Annotated in this window: 15 protein-coding genes; 8 read left to right on the top strand and 7 right to left on the bottom strand. The window is 71.0% G+C overall.

Annotation, left to right across the window (positions count from 1 at the left end):
- Window positions 1–5 precede the first annotated feature (5 nt).
- The gene (locus ACIA5D_RS15410; protein ID WP_396030550.1) at window positions 6–1,202 is read left to right on the top strand and encodes a glycoside hydrolase family 3 N-terminal domain-containing protein; all 1,197 of its coding nucleotides are present in this window, start codon (window positions 6–8) and stop codon (window positions 1,200–1,202) included.
- Here ACIA5D_RS15410 and ACIA5D_RS15405 read toward each other — a convergent pair.
- A complete protein-coding gene (locus ACIA5D_RS15405; RefSeq protein ID WP_396030549.1) occupies window positions 1,199–2,212 on the bottom strand; it encodes a LacI family DNA-binding transcriptional regulator in 1,014 nt (337 codons plus the stop codon). The two genes, ACIA5D_RS15410 and ACIA5D_RS15405, sit on opposite strands and share 4 nt — an antisense overlap.
- Before the next feature lie 102 nt (window positions 2,213–2,314).
- Between ACIA5D_RS15405 and ACIA5D_RS15400 the strand changes: the two genes are divergently transcribed.
- Both ACIA5D_RS15400 and ACIA5D_RS15395 read left to right on the top strand, forming a co-directional pair.
- On the top strand, window positions 2,315–3,484 hold the full coding sequence (locus ACIA5D_RS15400) for a Gfo/Idh/MocA family protein (protein WP_396030548.1): 1,170 nt from the start codon (window positions 2,315–2,317) through the stop codon (window positions 3,482–3,484).
- A gap of 10 nt (window positions 3,485–3,494) precedes the next feature.
- Window positions 3,495–4,502, top strand: coding sequence for a sugar phosphate isomerase/epimerase family protein (locus ACIA5D_RS15395; RefSeq protein ID WP_396030547.1), 1,008 nt, complete (start codon window positions 3,495–3,497; stop codon window positions 4,500–4,502).
- 640 nt (window positions 4,503–5,142) lie between these two features.
- Here ACIA5D_RS15395 and ACIA5D_RS15390 read toward each other — a convergent pair.
- The 6 genes from ACIA5D_RS15390 to ACIA5D_RS15365 all read right to left on the bottom strand — a co-directional run bounded on the left by ACIA5D_RS15390 (window position 5,143) and on the right by ACIA5D_RS15365 (window position 10,884).
- Window positions 5,143–5,508, bottom strand: coding sequence for a hypothetical protein (locus tag ACIA5D_RS15390; protein WP_396030546.1), 366 nt, complete (start codon window positions 5,506–5,508; stop codon window positions 5,143–5,145).
- Between the two features lie 556 nt (window positions 5,509–6,064).
- A complete protein-coding gene (locus ACIA5D_RS15385; protein ID WP_396030545.1) occupies window positions 6,065–6,649 on the bottom strand; it encodes a hypothetical protein in 585 nt (194 codons plus the stop codon).
- 4 nt (window positions 6,650–6,653) lie between these two features.
- Window positions 6,654–7,493 (bottom strand): carbohydrate ABC transporter permease, encoded by an 840-nt coding sequence (locus tag ACIA5D_RS15380; RefSeq protein ID WP_396030544.1) that lies wholly within the window; start codon window positions 7,491–7,493, stop codon window positions 6,654–6,656.
- Window positions 7,493–8,461, bottom strand: a complete 969-nt coding sequence (locus ACIA5D_RS15375) for a carbohydrate ABC transporter permease (protein ID WP_396030543.1) — start codon at window positions 8,459–8,461, stop codon at window positions 7,493–7,495. Before ACIA5D_RS15375 ends, ACIA5D_RS15380 begins: the two co-directional genes overlap by 1 nt.
- A gap of 28 nt (window positions 8,462–8,489) precedes the next feature.
- Window positions 8,490–9,833 carry an ABC transporter substrate-binding protein gene (locus ACIA5D_RS15370; protein ID WP_396030542.1) on the bottom strand — a complete coding sequence of 448 codons (1,344 nt, stop codon included), beginning with the start codon at window positions 9,831–9,833 and terminating at the stop codon, window positions 8,490–8,492.
- A gap of 16 nt (window positions 9,834–9,849) precedes the next feature.
- Window positions 9,850–10,884, bottom strand: a complete 1,035-nt coding sequence (locus tag ACIA5D_RS15365; protein ID WP_396030541.1) for a LacI family DNA-binding transcriptional regulator — start codon at window positions 10,882–10,884, stop codon at window positions 9,850–9,852.
- Between the two features lie 230 nt (window positions 10,885–11,114).
- Between ACIA5D_RS15365 and ACIA5D_RS15360 the strand changes: the two genes are divergently transcribed.
- Genes ACIA5D_RS15360 through ACIA5D_RS15340 form a run of 5 tightly spaced genes read left to right on the top strand, consistent with a single transcriptional unit; the run spans window position 11,115 to window position 17,782 of the window.
- The gene (locus tag ACIA5D_RS15360) at window positions 11,115–12,455 is read left to right on the top strand and encodes a Gfo/Idh/MocA family protein (protein WP_396030540.1); all 1,341 of its coding nucleotides are present in this window, start codon (window positions 11,115–11,117) and stop codon (window positions 12,453–12,455) included.
- Window positions 12,452–13,891: a glucuronate isomerase gene (uxaC, locus tag ACIA5D_RS15355; RefSeq protein ID WP_396030539.1), complete on the top strand. Its 1,440-nt coding sequence runs from the start codon at window positions 12,452–12,454 to the stop codon at window positions 13,889–13,891. The genes ACIA5D_RS15360 and uxaC overlap by 4 nt, the downstream gene beginning before the upstream one ends.
- A complete protein-coding gene (locus tag ACIA5D_RS15350; RefSeq protein ID WP_396030538.1) occupies window positions 13,888–15,171 on the top strand; it encodes an enolase C-terminal domain-like protein in 1,284 nt (427 codons plus the stop codon). Before uxaC ends, ACIA5D_RS15350 begins: the two co-directional genes overlap by 4 nt.
- On the top strand, window positions 15,168–16,649 hold the full coding sequence (locus ACIA5D_RS15345; RefSeq protein WP_396030537.1) for a mannitol dehydrogenase family protein: 1,482 nt from the start codon (window positions 15,168–15,170) through the stop codon (window positions 16,647–16,649). The genes ACIA5D_RS15350 and ACIA5D_RS15345 overlap by 4 nt, the downstream gene beginning before the upstream one ends.
- Window positions 16,646–17,782 carry a Gfo/Idh/MocA family protein gene (locus ACIA5D_RS15340; protein ID WP_396030536.1) on the top strand — a complete coding sequence of 379 codons (1,137 nt, stop codon included), beginning with the start codon at window positions 16,646–16,648 and terminating at the stop codon, window positions 17,780–17,782. Before ACIA5D_RS15345 ends, ACIA5D_RS15340 begins: the two co-directional genes overlap by 4 nt.
- Window positions 17,783–17,806 lie beyond the last annotated feature (24 nt).

The following is a 17,806-nucleotide window of genomic DNA, read 5'->3' as shown; positions in this document are numbered from 1 at the left end:
CTGCGATGCGCACCCGTGTGATCGCCTGCAGTGCCGTGCTCGCTCTGGCCGCGTGCAGCACCTCGCCGCCGCCCGAGCCTGAGTCCGCGCCGTCCACCGTGCCCACCTCGGCCGCGCTGCCGTCACCTTCCGCATCGCCCACACCCTCGCCGGCGCCGTCGCCCGCGCCGAGCGCCGACTGCGTCACGCGCACGCTCCACGGGCTCACGCTCGCCCAGCGGGCCGGCCAGGTGCTGATGGTCGGCACCTCGGTCGACGCGCCGAGCGGTCTCGGCGACACCGTGCGCCGGTACCAGCTGGGCGGCGTCTTCCTGCACGGGCGCAGCACGCGCAGCGCGGCGTCGCTGCGCGGCGGCATCGCGGGACTGCAGAAGCGGGCCGGGCTGCCGCTGCTGATCTCGCTCGACCAGGAAGGCGGCAACGTGCAGACCCTCAAGGGCGCCGACTTCCCGCTCCTGCCGTCGGCGGAAAAGCTGGGCGCGGGCTCACCGTCGGCGCTGCGCGACACGACCCGCGACAGCGCGCGCCGCCTCGCCGGGATCGGGGTGAACATCAACCTCGCGCCGGTGGCCGACACCGTGCCCGCGTCGCTGGGCGAGGGAAACCCGCCCATCGGCTACTGGCACCGGCAGTTCGGCTCCGACCCGGCGCGGGTCGCCGCCGACATCCGCACCGTGGTGCCCGCCAGCCAGGACGTGGGCGTGTTCACCGTGCTCAAGCACTTCCCCGGGCTCGGACGGGTGCGAGCAAACACCGACACGTCGACCAGGGCCGTCGACACCACGGCGACCGTAAATGATCCGTACCTCGCGCCGTTCAAGGCCGGCCTCCAGGCGGGGTCGGCCGCGGTGATGATGTCGTCGGCGAAGTATCCGCGGCTCGACCCCTCGGCGATCGCCGCGTTCTCCGGGCCGATCGTCACGGGGCTGCTGCGGGAGCGGCTCGGGTTCCGCGGGCTGATCATGTCGGACGACCTCGGCGCCGCCGGCGCGGTGAGCGCGGTGCCGGTGGGGCAGCGGGCGGTGCGGTTCGTCGCCGCCGGCGGAGACGTGGTGCTGACGATCAGGCCGTCGGACGCGGCGCCGATGGCGGGGGCCCTGATCGACCGGGCCGAACACGACGCCGCATTCCGGGCGCGGGTCGGCGACGCGGCCCGGCACGTGCTCGAGGCCAAGAAGAGGGCGGGGCTGCTCCGCTGCTAGGCGCCACCTGGCCCGTACTCGGGTCTGGGCGGGGCGGTGCTGCCGCGGACGACCAGATGCGGCACCAGGACCGTCTCCATGCGACGAGTGCGGCCGTCGTCGAGGCGGGAGACGGCGGCCTCGACGGCGTGGCGGGCCTGGGCGGGCGCGTCCTGGTTGACCGAGGTCATGTCGATGTGGGCGAGGCGGGCCAGGGTGCTGTCGTCGTACCCGATCACCGAGACCTGACCCGGAACGTCCACGCCCGCCCGGACGAACGCGTCCATCACGCCCACCGCGAGCCGGTCGTTGGAGGTCACCACGGCCGTGGGCAGCACATGCTCGGCGACGATACGGCGCCCCGCCCGTACGCCGCCTTCTTCGGTGTGATCGCCCGGCAGTACCTCGGCGACCAGCCCGGCCCGCCGCATCGCCCGCCGATAGCCGCGGCGCCTCGCCGCCGCGACGGCGCCGCGGCCACCATCCACGAAGGTGATGCGGCTGTGTCCGAGAGCGATCAGATGATGGAGCGCCGCGTCGACCCCGACGTCCTCGGCCGGGCGCACCACGTCGACGTCGGCGTCGCCGACCGGACGGCCCACCACCACGCACGGAACCTGGGCCGCCAGCGTGCCGAGCGTGGCATCGGAGGCGTCGGGGCCCAGCAGGATCAGCGCCTCGCAACGGAAGTCGAGAAGGGTTTCGATCGCGCGGGCTTCGTCGCGGTCGCGGGTCAGCGTGGAGAGCACCACCTCGTAGCCCGCCTTGTCGGCCTCGGCGTGCAACTCTTCCACCAGCTCGGCGTGGAACGGGTTACGCACGTCGAGCAACACGCCGAGCAGGTGACGGCGGCGGCGGGCGAGCAGGCTGGCCGTGCGGTCGGCGCGATAGGCCAGGTCGGCGGCGGCGGCCAGCACCCGCTCGCGGGTCTCGGCGCTCGGGCCCGGCGCGCCGCGGAGAACGAGGGACACCGATGCCGTCGACACGCCGGCGCGGGCGGCGACGTCGGCCAGGCGCGGTCGCTGATCCACTGAATCACTCCCCGTGAGGCACTTGACACACATCGAGATCGACAAAGATAGTACAGGGAACTTAAAGCGCTTTAAAAGATCCCCTCACCCGGAGGTCCCCTCATGACCCAGCCGTCCATCGGTGTGGCGGTGATCGGGGCCGGCATGGTCGGCCGCGCCCACGCCAGCGCCTATCGCAACGCCGCCACCGTCTTCGGCCTCGATCTCCCCGCGCCGCGCCTGGTCGCGGTCGCCGACCTGCACGAGCCGTTCGCCGCCGACGCGGCCGCCCGCTACGGCTTCGCCCGCGCCGAGACCGACTGGCGCGCCGTCGTCGAGTCCCCCGACATCGACGCGGTCAGCGTCGCCGTCGCCAACGGCCTGCACCGCGAGATCACCGAGGCCGCTCTCGCCGCCGGCAAGCACGTGCTCTGCGAGAAACCGCTCGCGCCCTCCGTCGCCGACGCCCAGGCCATGGTCGAGGCGGCGGCTGCCGCCCCCAGCCAGGTCAACGCGGTCGGTTTCACCTTCCGCCGCTCCCCCGCGATCAATGCGATCAAACAGCAGGTCGAGGGCGTCCTCGGCCCGGTCCGGCACTTCGTCGGCAACTACTGGTGCGACTACGGCTACGATCCCCAGCGGCCGATGAGCTGGCGTTATCTGGGCGGCCCCGGCAGCGGCGTGCTGGCCGACATCGGCAGCCACATGGCCGACCTCGCCGAGTTCTTCTGCGGCGAGACCGTCGCCGTCCAGGGCACCACCATGGCCACGCTGGTGAAAGACCGGCCCCGGCCGCTGGGTGTGGCCGTCGGGCACGCCGGCGGCGTCCAGGTGAGCGACGAGCGAGTCCCGGTCGAGAACGAAGACGTCTGCACCTTCACCGCCTCCTATTCGTCGGGCGCGGTCGGCACGTTCTCGCTGTCCCGGGTCGCCTTCGGCCACGCGAACACGCTGCGCATCGACCTGTTCTGCGAGAACGGCACGGCCTCGTTCGACCTGACCCGCCCGGCCGAGTTCACGATCGCCGACGCCACGCCCGAGCCCTCGGTCAACGGCGTGCGCACGGTCTTCATCGGCCCCTGGCATCCCTACATCGCGCAGGGCCTGCCGATGGACTTCCCCACCGTCGGCCACGGGCAGAACGACTTCTTCGTCTACCAGGCCCGCGCGTTCCTCGACCAGATCGCCGGCGCGGTCACCCTGCCGCCCTGCCCCGACATGGCTCATGGCCTGCACAACCTGCGCGTCCTCGACGCGGTCGTGTCCGCCACCGACAAGCCCTCCCAGCTCTGAGGAGATCCCCGTGAAACTCGGCGCGTACACCGCCTGCCTGCACGACCGTTCCCTCGACGAGACCCTGAAGATCCTCGGTGAGCTGGGCCTGACCAGCGCCGAGATCAACACCGGCGGCTTCATCGGGGCGCCGCACATCCCGATCGACGATCTGCTGGCCAGCCGCGCCGCCCGGGAAGACTATCTGGGCCGCTTCGCCCAGGCCGGCATCACGCTGACCGGGCTCAACGTCAACGGCAACCCGCTCAACCCCAACCCGCTGGTGGGCCCGCGCCACGCAGCCGACCTCCGCCGCACGATCGATCTCGCTGCGCTGCTCGGCGTCAAGCGCGTGGTCACCATGTCCGGCCTGCCCGGCGGCCACCCCGGCTCCACCGCGGCCAACTGGGTCGTCAATCCGTGGGACAGCCAGTGGCTCGACGTCCTCGACCACCAGTGGAACGACGTCGCCATCCCGTTCTGGGCCGACATCCAGGCCCGCGCCGCCGACGCCGACGTCAAGGTGTGCATCGAGATGCACCCGCACAACCTGGTCTTCAACCCGCCCACGCTCGAGCGGCTGGTCGAGAAGACCCACGCCACCCACATCGGCGCCGAGATGGACCCAAGTCACCTGTTCTGGCAGGGCATCGACCCGGTCGCCGCCGTCGAGCACCTGGGCGACCTGGTCTTCCACGCCGCCGCCAAGGACACCCGGATCAACGCGGAGAACGTCCGCCTCTTCGGCGTCCTCGACGACCGTTTCACCCGCACGCCGGCCGACCGCAACCCGCTCAACCTCGGCGGCCGCAACACCCTCAACCAGTGGCCGTCGAGTCCGTCGTGGCAGTTCGTGGCGGTGGGCCGCGGCCACGGCACCGACGAGTTCTGGGCCCCGTTCCTGCGCGCGCTGCACGCGATCGACCCCGACATGGCCGTGAACATCGAGCACGAAGACACCGAGCTCGACCAGGTCGAGGGCCTGCGCCAGGCCGCCGAAAACCTGCTCGCAGCCGCCCGCACGGCCGGCGTCAGCTGACATTTCGTCAGCGGGGCCGCCGCCGCTGTCCCGCGAACGCCACGGCGCGGCCGCCGCCGTCCCGCGAACGCCACGGCCCGGCCGCCGCCGTCCCGCGAACGCCACGGCCCGGCCGCCGCCGTCCCGCGAACGCCACGGTGCGGCCGCCGCGGCCTGGCGGTTGCCCGGTCGCGGTGTGGCAATGGCCGGGCCGTGTTGCCATGGCTCGGCGCCTGCCCGCTCGCGGTGAGTGCCTCCCGTCGCCCTTGATCGATGCCATCGCCGCCATTTCGGGAAGGCCGCAGAAGGTCCCTGATATTAATTGCTCGAGCCGAGCGAAGTTGGCACGATCCACTGCGATTTTCAGCTTACCGCCGGATTCTTGAAGTGGGACAATCTAGAGGTGCGGCAGCTAGAGTTCTTCACCAGGTCCCAAGTGGCGGAAATGCGCGACCGAACTCGGTCGCGCCGTTATTCTCCGACGGCGGAAGAGTTCCGCCGGGAGCATGCCCGGCATCGCGAGTGGGGCCTTGCTCAACGGCACACCCAGAAGCTACGCCGCCTGCACGGCGGCGACGCGCATCCGACGCCCGGGCCCAGCCGAGCAGGTCGTCCGCCGTCGCCCGCGGCACAGCTTTCCCCAGCCGGCCACGGCCACGGCTCAGCGAAGGAGCAGGTGGCGCGCCCGGCCGGCAAGCAGCTTGGCCAGGCGAACGAGCAAGTGGCACGCCCGGCGGGCGAGCAGGTTGGCGAGGCGAAGGAGCGGGTAGCACGCCCGGTGGGCGAGCAGCTTGGGCAGGCGAACGAGCAGGTGGCACGCCCGGCGGGCGAGCAGGTTGGCGAGGCGAAGGAGCGGGTAGCACGCCCGGTGGGCGAGCAGCTTGGGCAGGCGAACGAGCAGGTGGCACGCCCTGCTGGCGAGCGGGTTGGGAAGGCGAACGAGCAGGCGGAGCACCCGGCCGGTGAGCAGGTCGAGCGCCGATCGGAGCGGGACCGCGCGCCGGCGGCGGCCTCTGCCCAGCGCCACCCACGCGCGGTACAACCGACAACTCAGCCCAACGCCGAGCACACACCAGACTGCACGTCAACACCACGACCGCCTACCGCGCAGCAAGCGACACGTGCTGCATTCAACCACCGGAAGCGCCATTCAGCAGGCGGTGTTTTCGTAACGACATCCCGCAGATCTGAACACCATTCCGAGACATTTCTGCCAATGGGCACGGCCGACCGGATCGGCACATTCCGGCCGAGCGTTATCGGGGTCGGCCGGCACCATTCGCGTCGCGGTCGGCAGTCACAGGAATGGAATCACGAAGGTCGCGGGCCACCCCTCGAACCTCCCGACCGTCGCGGTCGGGGCCATTCGAGCAGCCCGGCGCGGGTCAACCCGCTGCTCGCCGAGCTCTGGTCCGCCGCGCCGCCGGGGTGACCCGCCGGCCGGCCACCCTTGCGCCGTCGGGGCCAGGCGCCGGCCCGCCACACCTACGCGATCGAAGTCGGCGGCCGCCCGCCACCTACGCCGTCGGGGTCAGGCGGCCGCCCGCCACCTACGCCGTCGGGGTCAGGCGGCCGCCCGCCACCTACGCCGTCGGGGTCAGGCGGTGGCCCGCTACCTTCGGCGTCACCACGTGCAGGGCGAAGAGCACGTAACCCGCCAGCACCGGCACGAGCGCCGGGTGCACCAGGGCGGCGAGCACGGCCGCCACCGCCAGCACCGCCGCGGCGGCGATCGCGGTCAGCGGGCGGTTCAGGGCCAGGGCGAGCGCCGCGCGGGCGGCGCCACGGCTGGTTGTCCCGGCCTTGACCGCTACCAGCGCTACGTATCCCGCGACGAGCGCCGCCGCGGTCAATACCACCACCAGCGCCGGGCCGCCGCCGGGGACGGCGCCGCGGCGGAGGCCGGAGATGTCCAGCAGGACCAGGACCGTGCCGGCTGCCACCGCCGGGCCGGCTACCAGGCCGGGGACCAGGCGGGCGCGGAAGACCGCCCAGCAGTCGATGAACGAAGGCCACCGGCCGTTGGTGATCAGGTGGCGGATGGCGTGGCTGCCCGTGGCCACCGCCGCTCCCGCGGTGAACAGCGGGAGCGACAGCAATGTCACCACGATGCCGAGCAGGGCGAGGTCGGCGGCCAGGCGCAGGGAGTCGCGCCAATCGTGTGGCATCGGCTTACCCCTTCAGGCCGCTGGTGTTGATGCCCTCGACCAGCAGCCTCTGGAAGGCCACGAAGAAGAGGAAGACCGGCACCAGCGAGAGCAGGGACATGGCGAACATCGGGCCGACCGAGCTCTCGCTGGTCGAGTCGATGAACAGGGTCAGCGCGACCGGCGCGGTGTAGTCCTTGAGGTCGGACAGGTACACCAGTTGCCGGAAGAAGTCGTTCCACGTCCAGATGAACGAGAAGATCGCCGTGGTGACCAGGGCCGGGCGGCTCAGCGGCAGCACCACGTGCCGGAAGACGCTGTACGACGAGGCGCCGTCGATGACCGCGGCCTCGTCCAGCTCGCGTGGGATGCCGCGCATGAACTGGACCATGAGGAACACGAAGAACGCCTCGGTCGCCAGGAAGTGCGGCACGAGCAGCGGCAGGTAGGGGAAGTCGCCGCCGACCCAGCCCAGCGTCCGGAACAGGATGTACTGCGGGATGATCAGCACGTGGCCGGGCAGCAGCAGGGTGCCGATCATGATGGCGAACCAGAATCCCCTCAGCCGGAATCGCAGCCGGCCCAGGGCGTAGGCGGCCAGCAGGCAGGAGACCGTGTTGCCGACCACGGTCAGCGAGGCCACCAGCGCGCTGTTGAGGAAGAACCGGCCGAACGGCTCGTCGAACTTGTTCCAGCCCTCGACGAAGTTCGACGGCGTGAACTGCTGCGGGAACAGGCCGATGTTGCTGGCGATCTCCTCCTGCGACTTGAACGACGTGCCGATCATCCAGAACAGCGGGTACAGCACGGCCGCCAGAATGAGGATCAGCACGACCAAACGCACGACAGGCAAAGAAGGGCGCATCACTTCTCCTCGGAGTCGGAGTAGTGCACCCAGAACCGGCCGGTGTTGAACAGCACGACGGTGATCGCGCCGACCACCAGCAGGAAGACCCATGCCATCGCGGAGGCGTATCCCATGTTCAGCTCGACGAAGCCCGCGTTGTAGAGGTGCAGCGTGTACATGAGCGTGGAGTCGACCGGACCGCCGGTGCCGTTGCTGAGCACGAACGCCGACGTGAAGCCCTGGAAGCCGTGGATCGTCTCCAGCACCAGGTTGAAGAAGATGACCGGGGACAGCATCGGCAGCGTGATGTGCGCGAAGCGCCGCCACGCGTTGGCGCCGTCGACCGAGGCCGCCTCGTACAGTTCGGACGGCACCTGCTTGAGGCCGGCCAGGAAGATTACCATCGGGGCGCCGAACTGCCAGATCGCCAGCAGCATCAGGGTGGGCAGCGCCCAGGTCGGGTCGTTCACCCAGGCCTTGCCCTGGATGCCGAAGAACGACAAGAACTCGTTGAAGGCGCCGTCCGCGTTGAACATGCTGCGCCACACGATGGCCAGCGCCACGCTGCCGCCGAGCAGCGACGGCAGATAGAACAGGCCGCGGAACAGCGCGATGCCGCGCATGGCCTTGTTGAGCAGCATCGCCACGCCGAGAGCGGCGGCGAGCTTGAGCGGCACGGCGACCACGGCGAAAGTGACCGTGACGCGTACGGCGTGCCAGTAGGAGGGGTCGGCGGTGAACATCCGCCGGTAGTTGTCGAGGCCGACCCACTGCGCCTCGGTCACCGAGATCAGCGGGCTGTAGTCGGTGAAGCTGAGGTACAGCGAGATCAGCATCGGGATCGCGGTGATCCCCAGCAGCCCGAGCAGCCATGGGGAGAGAAAAACGTAACCGGCCAGGTCCTCCCGGCGGCGCCGGCGGGCCGCCCGGCCCCGCCGCGGAGCGGCGGGAACCGGGGGCACGGGCTCGGTCGGACGGACCGGCATCTGAGCCATCGTCACGGAAAGGGTTCCTCTAACTCTGCCCGATGGCCGCCTTGGCGGCGGTGACGAACGCGGTGGCGCCCGCCTCGGGGGTCTGGCGTCCGTAGGTCACTTCCTCGGCGATCCTGATCAGCTCGGTCTTGACCTTGCTGTGTCCCTTCGGCGGGACGCTCGGCGTGGTCGGGCCGAACTTGGTGCCGAGCTCGTTCTGGACCTCGATGGTCTGCTTCATGTTCGGGTCGGTCACCGTCGCCTCGACCTGCTTGCGGACGTCGAGGTTCGGCGGCAGGCCACGGTCGGTGCCGAGGATCTTGCCGGCGTCGGGGTCGTTGGCCAGGAAGTTGACCACGTCGACCGCGGCGTCCTTGTGCGGGCTGCCGCGGAACACCGAGAAGTAGAGCGAGGCGCGGGCCCACTGGGCGCTGGTGTCACCGGGGTACGCGATGAGGCCGAGCTCGCTCTTGGTGTTCTTCTTCAGCTCGGGCATCTGGTTGGTCCAGACCCAGGAGGTGCCCGCCTTGCCGGTCACCACCAGCTGCTTGCTGACGCTGGAGTCGTTGCCCTCGTGGACGACGTCGGGCGTCGGGGTGGCCCCGGTCGTGCGAGCGTCCTTCCACATCTGGAACCACTTGGCGATGTCGGCCTCGTCGAAGGCGATCTGGTTGTCCTTGTAGAGGTCCTTGCCGTTCTGCCGCAGGTAGACCCAGAGGGCCTGGTAGATGGCGCTGGGGTCCTGCGTACCCGGAATCTTGGACGCCTTGGAGACCGCGGCCGCCCATTTGATGAAGTCTTCCCAGCTCATGCCGGTGGTCGGCGCCGGCAGCTTGTACTTGTCGATCAGGGTCTTGTCGTACACCAGGCCCTGCGTGTTCTCGCCCATGGCGACGCCGGACAGCTTGCCGTCGACCTCGCCGTACTCCTTGAGGCTCTTCGGGAACTTGCTGACGTCGAGCTTGCCGTTCGAGGTGTACGGGGTGAGGTCGAGCGTGACGCCGCGGCTCGCGTACTCCGAGATGGCGTTGTCGTCGATCTGGAAGATGTCGGGCGCGTTGCCACCGGCCGTGAGCGTGGCGAGTTTGTCGTAGTAGCCCTGGTTGGCCTGCCAGGTCTTCTTGAACGTCACGTTCGGGTGCTTCTGGGTGTAGAGGTCCAGCGCCTTCTCGGTGAGCTCGGCGCGGGCATCGGCGCCCCACCAGAAGATGGAGAGCTCGACCTTGTCGTTCGACCCGCTGCCGCCGGAGTCGCCGTCTCCGCCGCAGGCCGCGACCGCGAGGGCCAGGGGCAGGACGAGTACGGCCGCGAGCAGGCGGCGGCGGGAGCGACGGAACGCCGGGGTAGGTTGATCGGGCGTGGCGCTCCTCGTGAAGGGATCCATGACGGTTGGCTCCTTTTTAGGAGGCGACACCTTCGGGGAGGTTCACGTCGCCCGGGTCCGCAGGGCTGTGCGGACCCGGGCCCTTCCCCGTCGAGTCGCGAATGACCAATTCGGTCTGCAGGTGTAGGTGTGCGGTGGAACGACGGTCGTCGCCATGCGCGAGCAGCATGTCGACGGCCGCCCGACCCGCGGCGGCGGTGGGTGTCGCCACCGTGGTCAGCTTCGGTCGGGTGAGCCGGCTGAGCATGATGTCGTCTATTCCGACGACGCTGACGTCCTCGGGCACCCGCGCCCCGGCGGAGAACAGCCCCTCGATGAGGCCGATCGCCATCAGGTCGTTGTAGGCGAGCACGGCGGTGGCGCCGGCGCGCAGCACGTCCTCGGCGACGGTGAGACCGCCGACCTCGGTGGGCGGGTTGGGCCCGATGACGGTGAGCTCGGCGCGGCCGGCCCGGGCCGTGGCGGTCGCGGAGCGCCGGATCTCCCGGCTGGTCCACGAGCCGCGCGGGCCGCTGAGCAGCGCGATGTTGCGGTGCCCCAGGGACGTGAGGTGCTCGACGGCGAGCCGGGCGCCCTGTGCCACGTCCATCACGACGGCAGGGATGCCGGCGATCTGGCGGTTGACGACGACCAGCGGCACCTCGCGGCTGAGCTGCTCGATCAGCGCGTTGTTCATCCGCGGGCTGCAGATCAGGACGCCGTCGACCTGCTTGGCCAGGGCCTTGACCACCTCTTCCTCGACGGCCGGGTCCTCGTTGGTGTCGGCGACGAAGATGTGGTGGTCGTGCTTGCGGGCCTGACTCTCGGCGGCCTTGATCAGCGGGGGGAAGAACGGGTTGGCGATGTCCGCGACGATCAGGCCGATGTTGTACGTCCGGCCGGTGATCAGGGCGCGGGCCGCCCGGTTGGGCCGGTAGCCCAGCTCCTCGGCGCAGGCCAGCACCCGGCTGCGGGTGTTGGGGTTGACCAGATGCGGCGCCGAGAACGTGCGCGACACCGTGGAGATGTGCACGCCGGACGCGCGGGCGACATCGCGAATGGTGACGGACACGCTCTGACCTCCCGTACCGGCTGTGTGGCGACGGTCACTGACGACCACAATTAATGCAAGCGGTTGCACCGGTGTCAATGTTCTTGTGTTGCATAAAGATTGCAGACGGGCATCAGGAAAGCACTTTCCTCATGACAAAATGGGACAAGAAGGTGCCACCTCATTGACTCGGCCACATCGATCGGCCTAACTTCCCTGCAAACCTTTGTTGCCTTCGGCTGGAGGCCCCCGTGCCACGAGACAACCGCCGCCGCTACGCCCTGATCGGCGCCGGCGCCCGCGCCGAGATGTTCGTCCGCGCGGTCACCGCCGACCACGCCGAGACCGCGGAGCTGGTCGCGCTCGCCGACGTCAACCAGTCCCGGATGGACGCGCACAACCGCTGGCTCAAGGCGGCCGGACACGAGCCAGTGCCGACTTACCGGGCCGGCGACCTGACCGCCATGCTTCAAAAAAACAAAGTCGACGAGCTGATCGTGACCAGCATCGACCGCACCCACGCCGGGCACATCGTCACCGCGCTCGAGGCCGGCTGCGACGTCATCACCGAGAAGCCGATGACGGTCGACGCCGAGAGCGCCGCGCGCATCCTCGACGCGCAGCAGCGCACCGGCCACCGGGTGCAGGTCGCCTTCAACTACCGGTTCAACCCGGTGCACGAGATGGTCCGCACGCTGCTGGCCGGCGGCGAGATCGGCGAGATCGGCTCGGTCCACTTCGAATGGCTGCTCGACGTGCGGCACGGCGCCGACTACTTCCGCCGCTGGCACCGCGACAAGGCCAACTCGGGCGGCCTGCTGGTGCACAAGTCCGGCCACCACTTCGACCTGGTCAACTGGTGGCTCGGCGCGGCGCCCGCCGAGGTGTACGCCTCCGGGCGGCTGTTCTTCTACGGCGAGAACGGCAAGCGGCACGGCTACGCGCGCGACTACGACCGGGTGCACGGCAGCCCCGAGGCGCAGGACGACCCGTTCGCCCTGCATCTGCAGGACAATCCGCGGCTGCGCGAGCTCTACCTCGACGCCGAGGCCGAGGACGGCTACCACCGCGACCAGAACGTGTTCGCGCCCGGGGTGACGATCGAGGACGACCTGGCGGTGCTGGTCCGCTACGACACCGGGGCGACCATGACCTACCACCTCACCGCCTATGCGCCGTGGGAGGGCTACCGGCTCATGGTCAACGGCAGCAAGGGGCGGCTCGAGCTGGAGGTGGTCGAGAGCGACCACGTCAGCCTCGCAGCGGCCGGCGAGCTCAAGGGCGCGGCCGTGCACGGGACGGAGGCCGCCCCGGAGCGCGGCGGGGTCACGCTGACCATCCGGCCGTACTGGGCGCCGCCGTACGCGGTCGAGCTGCAACCGCACAGCCGGGAGGGACACGGCGGCGCCGACCACCGCATGACCGCCGTCCTGCTCGGCGGGCAGACCGACCCGATGCGCCGCACGGCGACCGCCCGTGACGGCGCGCTGGCGCTGCTCACCGGCCTCGCCGCCAACCGTTCCCTGCAATCCGCCGAGCGGGTGCGGGTCTCCGACCTGCTCGACCTCGCCCAAAAAAGCCCGAAGAGGTGACCGTGACAGACCCGACGTTCGCCATCGACCCGCGCCACGCCCAGGTCGCGCGCGAGCTGTACGCCACCGCTCGCGACCTGCCGCTGATCAGCCCGCACGGCCACGTCGACCCGCGCCTGCTGGCCGACGACGAGCCGTTCCCCGATCCGGCGCGGCTGCTGATCGTGCCCGACCACTACGTGACGCGGATGCTGCTGAGCCAGGGCATCCCGCCCGATCGGCTGGGCGTCCCGCGGCGCGACGGCGGTCCGGTCGAGACCGACGGCCGGGTGATCTGGCGGCTGCTCGCCGACAACTGGCACCTGTTCCGCGGCACCCCGTCGCGGCTGTGGCTCGAGCGCACCTTCCAGACCGTCTTCGGCGTCGGGACGCCGCTGCGCCGCGACACCGCCGACGACGTGTACGACGCGATCGCGGCCCGCCTCGCCGAGCCCGGCTTCCGGCCGCGGGCGCTGTTCGAGCGGTTCGGCATCGAGGTCCTGGCCACCACCGAGTCGCCCACCGACGACCTCGCGCAGCACGCCAAGCTCGCCGCCGACGGCTGGGGCGGTCCCGGCGGGCGGGTGATCTCGACGTTCCGGCCGGACAACGTGGTCGACCTCGACCGCGAGGACTGGCTCGACAACATCGGGCTGCTCGGCGACCTGGCCGGGGAGGACACCGCCTCGTACTCCGGCTACATGAACGCACTGCGCAGCCGGCGGGAGGCGTTCATCGCAGCCGGCACCACCTCCTCCGACCACGGGCACCCGACCGCGCGCACCGCGATCCTGGCCCCGGACGAGGCAGCCGCGATCTACGAGCGGGGACTGCGCGGCCAAGCCTCCGCCGCCGACGCCGAGACGTTCCGCGGGCACATGTTGCTCGAGTTCGCCCGGATGTCGATCGACGACGGCCTGGTCATGCAGATCCATCCCGGTGCCGTGCGCGACCACAACGGCAAGCTCTACGCCGCGCACGGCAAGGACGTCGGCGGCGACATCCCGCAGGCGACCGACTATGTGCACGCTTTGAAACCACTGCTTGACACGTACGGGATGGACGCTCGCCTGCGTGTGGTGGTCTACACGCTCGACGAGTACACGTTCAGCCGTGAGCTGGCCCCGCTGGCCGGCGGCTATCCGGCCCTCTACCTGGGCGCACCGTGGTGGTTCCTGGACACGCCCGACGCGATGCGCCGCTTCCGCGAGGCGGTCACCGACGCGGCCGGCTTCTACAACACGGCCGGCTTCGTCGACGACACCCGGGCGTTCTGCTCGATCCCGGTGCGGCACGACATCTCCCGCCGCTCCGACGCCGCGTACCTCGCCTCGCTGGTGGTGCAGGACCGGCTCCCGATGGACGAGGCCGTCGAGACGATGGCCGACCTCTCCTACCACCTGCCGAAGCGCATCTTCCGGCTGGACCAGAACGAGCTGGAGAAGAAGGCAGCATGACGACCATCACCGGACTCACCGTCCACGACGTACGCTTTCCCACCGCGGCCGCCGGCGACGGCTCCGACGCGATCAACCGGGGCGACTACTCCGCGACCTATGTCGAGCTCGCCACCGATGGGCCGACCGGCACGGGATTCACCTTCACCAACGGGCGCGGGAACGAGATCACCTGCGCCGCGGTGGAAGCGCTCGCCCACCACGTCCAGGGGCGCACGCTCGAGGAGTTGACAGCCGAGCCGCTGGCGTTCCTGCGCTCGCTCACCGCCGACGTGCAGCTGCGCTGGCTCGGGCCCGAGAAGGGCGCCCTGCAGATGGCCACCGGCGCGATCGTCAACGCCGTCTGGGACCTGCGGGCCAAGGTCGCCGGCAAGCCGATGTGGCGGCTGCTCGCCGAGATGCCCACCGCCGACCTGGTCGCCTGCGTCGACTTCCGGCACATCGACGACGCGCTGACCCCCGAGGACGCGGCCGCCATCCTCGACAAGGGCCGGGTCGGGCTCGAGGACCGGCTCGCCCAGCTGCGCGACGAGGGCTTCCCGTCGTACACGACCAGCGTGGGCTGGCTCGGCTACCCCGACGACAAGGTGCGGGCGCTCACCCGCGAGGCGTACGCGCAGGGCTGGCGGGCGATGAAGATGAAGGTGGGCGGGCCGATCGACGACGACGTCCGCCGCGCCCGGATCATCCGGGACGAGATCGGGCCGGACGCGCTGCTCATGATGGACGCCAACCAGGTGTGGGGCGTCGACGAGGCGATCGCCAACATGGCCCGCCTGACCGAGATGAACCCGTACTGGATCGAGGAGCCGACCCACCCCGACGACGTGCTCGGCCACGCGCGCATCCAGCAGGCGGTCGCCCCGGTGCGGGTCGCGACCGGCGAGGTCGCCGCCAACCGGGTCATCTTCAAGCAGTTGCTGCAGGCCGGCGCGATCCGGGTCATGCAGATCGACGCCTGCCGGGTCGCGGGCGTCCCCGAGGTGCTGGCCGAGCTGCTGCTGGCCGCGAAGTTCGGGGTGCCGGTCTGCCCGCACGCCGGCGGGGTCGGCCTCTGCGAGCTGGTGCAGCACCTGGCAATCTTCGACTTCCTGCGGGTCGGCACGTCGCTCGACGGCCGCATGGTCGAGTACGTCGATCATCTGCACGAACATTTCGAGGATCCCGTACGGACCCGGGACGGGCGCTACCTCGTACCGGAAAAGCCGGGCTACAGCTCGGATCTCAAGCCGGCGTCGATCGCCGAGTTCCGCTTCCCGGAAGGGCCGGCCTGGTCATGAGCGATCTCCTGGGCCGCAACACCCTGAACCGCGTCCCCGCCGCGTCGCGCCCCCGGATCACGCCCGGGGAGGCCGCCGCCGGCATCGTCCACCTCGGCCTCGGCGCGTTCCACCGGGCCCACCAGGCCGTCTTCACCGAGGACGCGATGGCGGCCGCCGGCGGCGACTGGGGCATCGTCGGCGTCGCGCCCCGCTCGGTCACCGTGCTCGACGCGCTGCGCGCGCAGGACCGCCTCTACAGTGTCACCACGCTCGCGGCCGAAGGCCGCTCCACCCGGGTGATCGGGGCCCACGCCGGCCTGCGGCACGCGGCGAGCGACCCGGACGCGGTGGTGGCGCTGCTCGCCGACCCGGCCATCCGGATCGTCACGCTCACCGTGACCGAGAAGGGCTACCGCCTCGACCCCGCGACCGGGCGGCTCCTGCTCGACGACGAGCTGCGCGGCGACCTGGAGAGCGAGCGGCCCCCGCGGACCGTGCCCGGCCTGCTCATCCGCGGCCTCGCCGCCCGCCGGCGCGCCGACGGCGGGCCGATCGCGCTGGTCAGCTGCGACAACCTGCCGTCCAACGGGCACCGGCTGCGCGGCCTCGTCGACTACCTGGCCGCCGCCACCTCGCTGACCGACTGGGTCGAGGACAACGTGACGTTCCCCGGCACGATGGTCGACCGGATCGTGCCGGCCAGCACCGCCGAGACCCTGGCCGTCGCGCGCGGCGAGCTGGGCGTCCGCGACGAGGCGGCGTTGGGCGGGGAACCGTACTCGGCGTGGATCATCGAGGACGACTTCCCCGCCGGGCGGCCGGCGTGGGAGAAGGCCGGGGCGGTGCTCACCGACGACCCGCGGCCCTGGGAGCGGCTCAAGCTGCGGACTCTCAACGGGGTGCACTCGGCGATCGCCTACCTCGGGGCGCTCGCCGGGCGCGAGACCATAGCCGACGCGCTCACGCTGCCCGGGATGGCCGCCGCGGTGCGGCGATTCATCGCCGAGGACATCGCGCCCAGCCTGACGCCTCCGCCCGGCGTCGACACCATCGCGTACGGCGAGGAGGTGCTGCACCGCTTCGCCAACCCCGCGATCGACTACCGGACCGTGCAGGTGGCCATGGACGGCTCGCAGAAGCTGCCCCCGCGGCTGCTGCACACGATCATCGACCGGCGGACGGCCGGGGCCACGCCCCGCTGGGGAATCATGGTGGTGGCGGCGTGGATGCGCTTCACCGGCGGCCGCACGGACGACGGGCAGGCGCTCCCCCTCAACGATCCCCTCGCGGCCCGCATCCGGGCCCGGCTCGCGGCGGCGCCCGGCACTCCGGCCGGCGTCGTGGACGCGCTGCTGGGGCTCGACACCGTCTTCGCGCCCGAGCTCGCCGGCGACGACACGGTGCGCGAGGTGCTCGTCGAGTGGCTGACCGCCTTCGAGAAGCACGGCGTCGAGGCGACCCTGGCCGGCGCCGCTACGCAGGTGGGCAGGACATGACGGCGACCGTGGCGTTGATCGGGGCCAACGGGCACGGGCGGTGGCACCGGCGGCGGATCGCCGAGGTCGAGCAGGCAGGACGCGTACGGCTGGTGGGTCTTGCCGATGTGCGGCCGCTCGAGCCGGACCCGCCCGTACCGGATGGGGTCCCGGTCTTCACCGATCACCGCGAGCTGCTCGCGAAGACCAGCCCCGACGTGGTCGTTATCTGCACGCCGCCGCACACGCATCTGCAGATCGCGCTCGATGCGATCGCGGCCGGATGTGACCTGCTGCTGGAGAAACCGCCGGTGGCGTCGCTGGCGGCGCATCACACGCTCGCCGCGTCGCTCGGGGCCGCGGGGCGGGCCTGCCAGGTGGGGTTCCAGGCGCTCGGGTCGCAAGCCTGGCTGAGTTTCCGGGACGCGCTGGCCGGGCTCGGGAAGCTCGACGGAATCACGGCTACCGCTTCGTGGCAGCGCGACGACACCTACTACGCGCGGTCGCCCTGGGCCGGCAAGCGGAGGATGGGCGGGCGGCCGGTGGTGGACGGAGCGCTGGTCAATCCGCTGGCGCACGCCGTGATGCAAGCGCTCGCCAGCGCTCAGGCGGTGGGGGCGGGACGGCCGCGGCAGCTCGTCGCCGAGCGGTACCGGGTGCGGCCCATCGAGGTGGAGGACACGGCGTTCGCGCGGATCACCTTCGACGGTGGGCTGAGCATCGTGATCGCGGTGACGCTGGCCGGGGAGGACTTCATCGCCGGCGAGATCTCGGCCCGGGGCACGCGCGGCCGGGCCACGCTCGAGTATCCGACCGATCGGCTGGCGCTGCCGGGCGACGGCGCCCTGCGCAAGATCGAGGGGCGCGCCGATCTGCTCACCAACCTGGTCGAGCATCGTGCGAGCGGTGTGCCGCTGCTCGTTCCGCTCGCGGCGACCGCCGACTTCACGGCGGTGCTGGAGGCGCTGACCGTGCCCGACGCGCCGTTGCCGCATCTGCTGGACGACTCGGCCGTGGTCACCGACGGGCCGCAACGCACCATTCCGGGGATCAACGACCTGCTGCGCAAGGTGGTCGAGACGACGGCGCTGCCCTCGGAGATGGGTGTGCCGTGGGCGGCGCCGCCCTTCACCCAGCGGCTGCCGGTGACCTAGGAATCGACAAGCGTGCATGCCGGT

The organism is Actinoplanes sp. NPDC051513 (assembly GCF_044454685.1).
GTDB lineage: Bacteria > Actinomycetota > Actinomycetes > Mycobacteriales > Micromonosporaceae > Actinoplanes.
This window is presented reverse-complemented; position numbering and strand designations above follow the sequence as displayed.

Bases quoted from the DNA above. Each gene is read 5' to 3' on its own strand.
- ACIA5D_RS15380 (WP_396030544.1), bottom strand. From the start codon at position 7,493: ATGCGCCCTTCTTTGCCTGTCGTGCGTTTGGTCGTGCTGATCCTCATT.
- ACIA5D_RS15400 (WP_396030548.1), top strand. From the start codon at position 2,315: ATGACCCAGCCGTCCATCGGTGTGGCGGTGATCGGGGCCGGCATGGTC.
- ACIA5D_RS15345 (WP_396030537.1), top strand. From the start codon at position 15,168: ATGAGCGATCTCCTGGGCCGCAACACCCTGAACCGCGTCCCCGCCGCG.
- ACIA5D_RS15340 (WP_396030536.1), top strand. From the start codon at position 16,646: ATGACGGCGACCGTGGCGTTGATCGGGGCCAACGGGCACGGGCGGTGG.
- ACIA5D_RS15385 (WP_396030545.1), bottom strand. From the start codon at position 6,649: ATGCCACACGATTGGCGCGACTCCCTGCGCCTGGCCGCCGACCTCGCC.
- ACIA5D_RS15370 (WP_396030542.1), bottom strand. From the start codon at position 9,833: ATGGATCCCTTCACGAGGAGCGCCACGCCCGATCAACCTACCCCGGCG.
- ACIA5D_RS15410 (WP_396030550.1), top strand. From the start codon at position 6: ATGCGCACCCGTGTGATCGCCTGCAGTGCCGTGCTCGCTCTGGCCGCG.
- ACIA5D_RS15375 (WP_396030543.1), bottom strand. From the start codon at position 8,461: ATGCCGGTCCGTCCGACCGAGCCCGTGCCCCCGGTTCCCGCCGCTCCG.
- ACIA5D_RS15350 (WP_396030538.1), top strand. From the start codon at position 13,888: ATGACGACCATCACCGGACTCACCGTCCACGACGTACGCTTTCCCACC.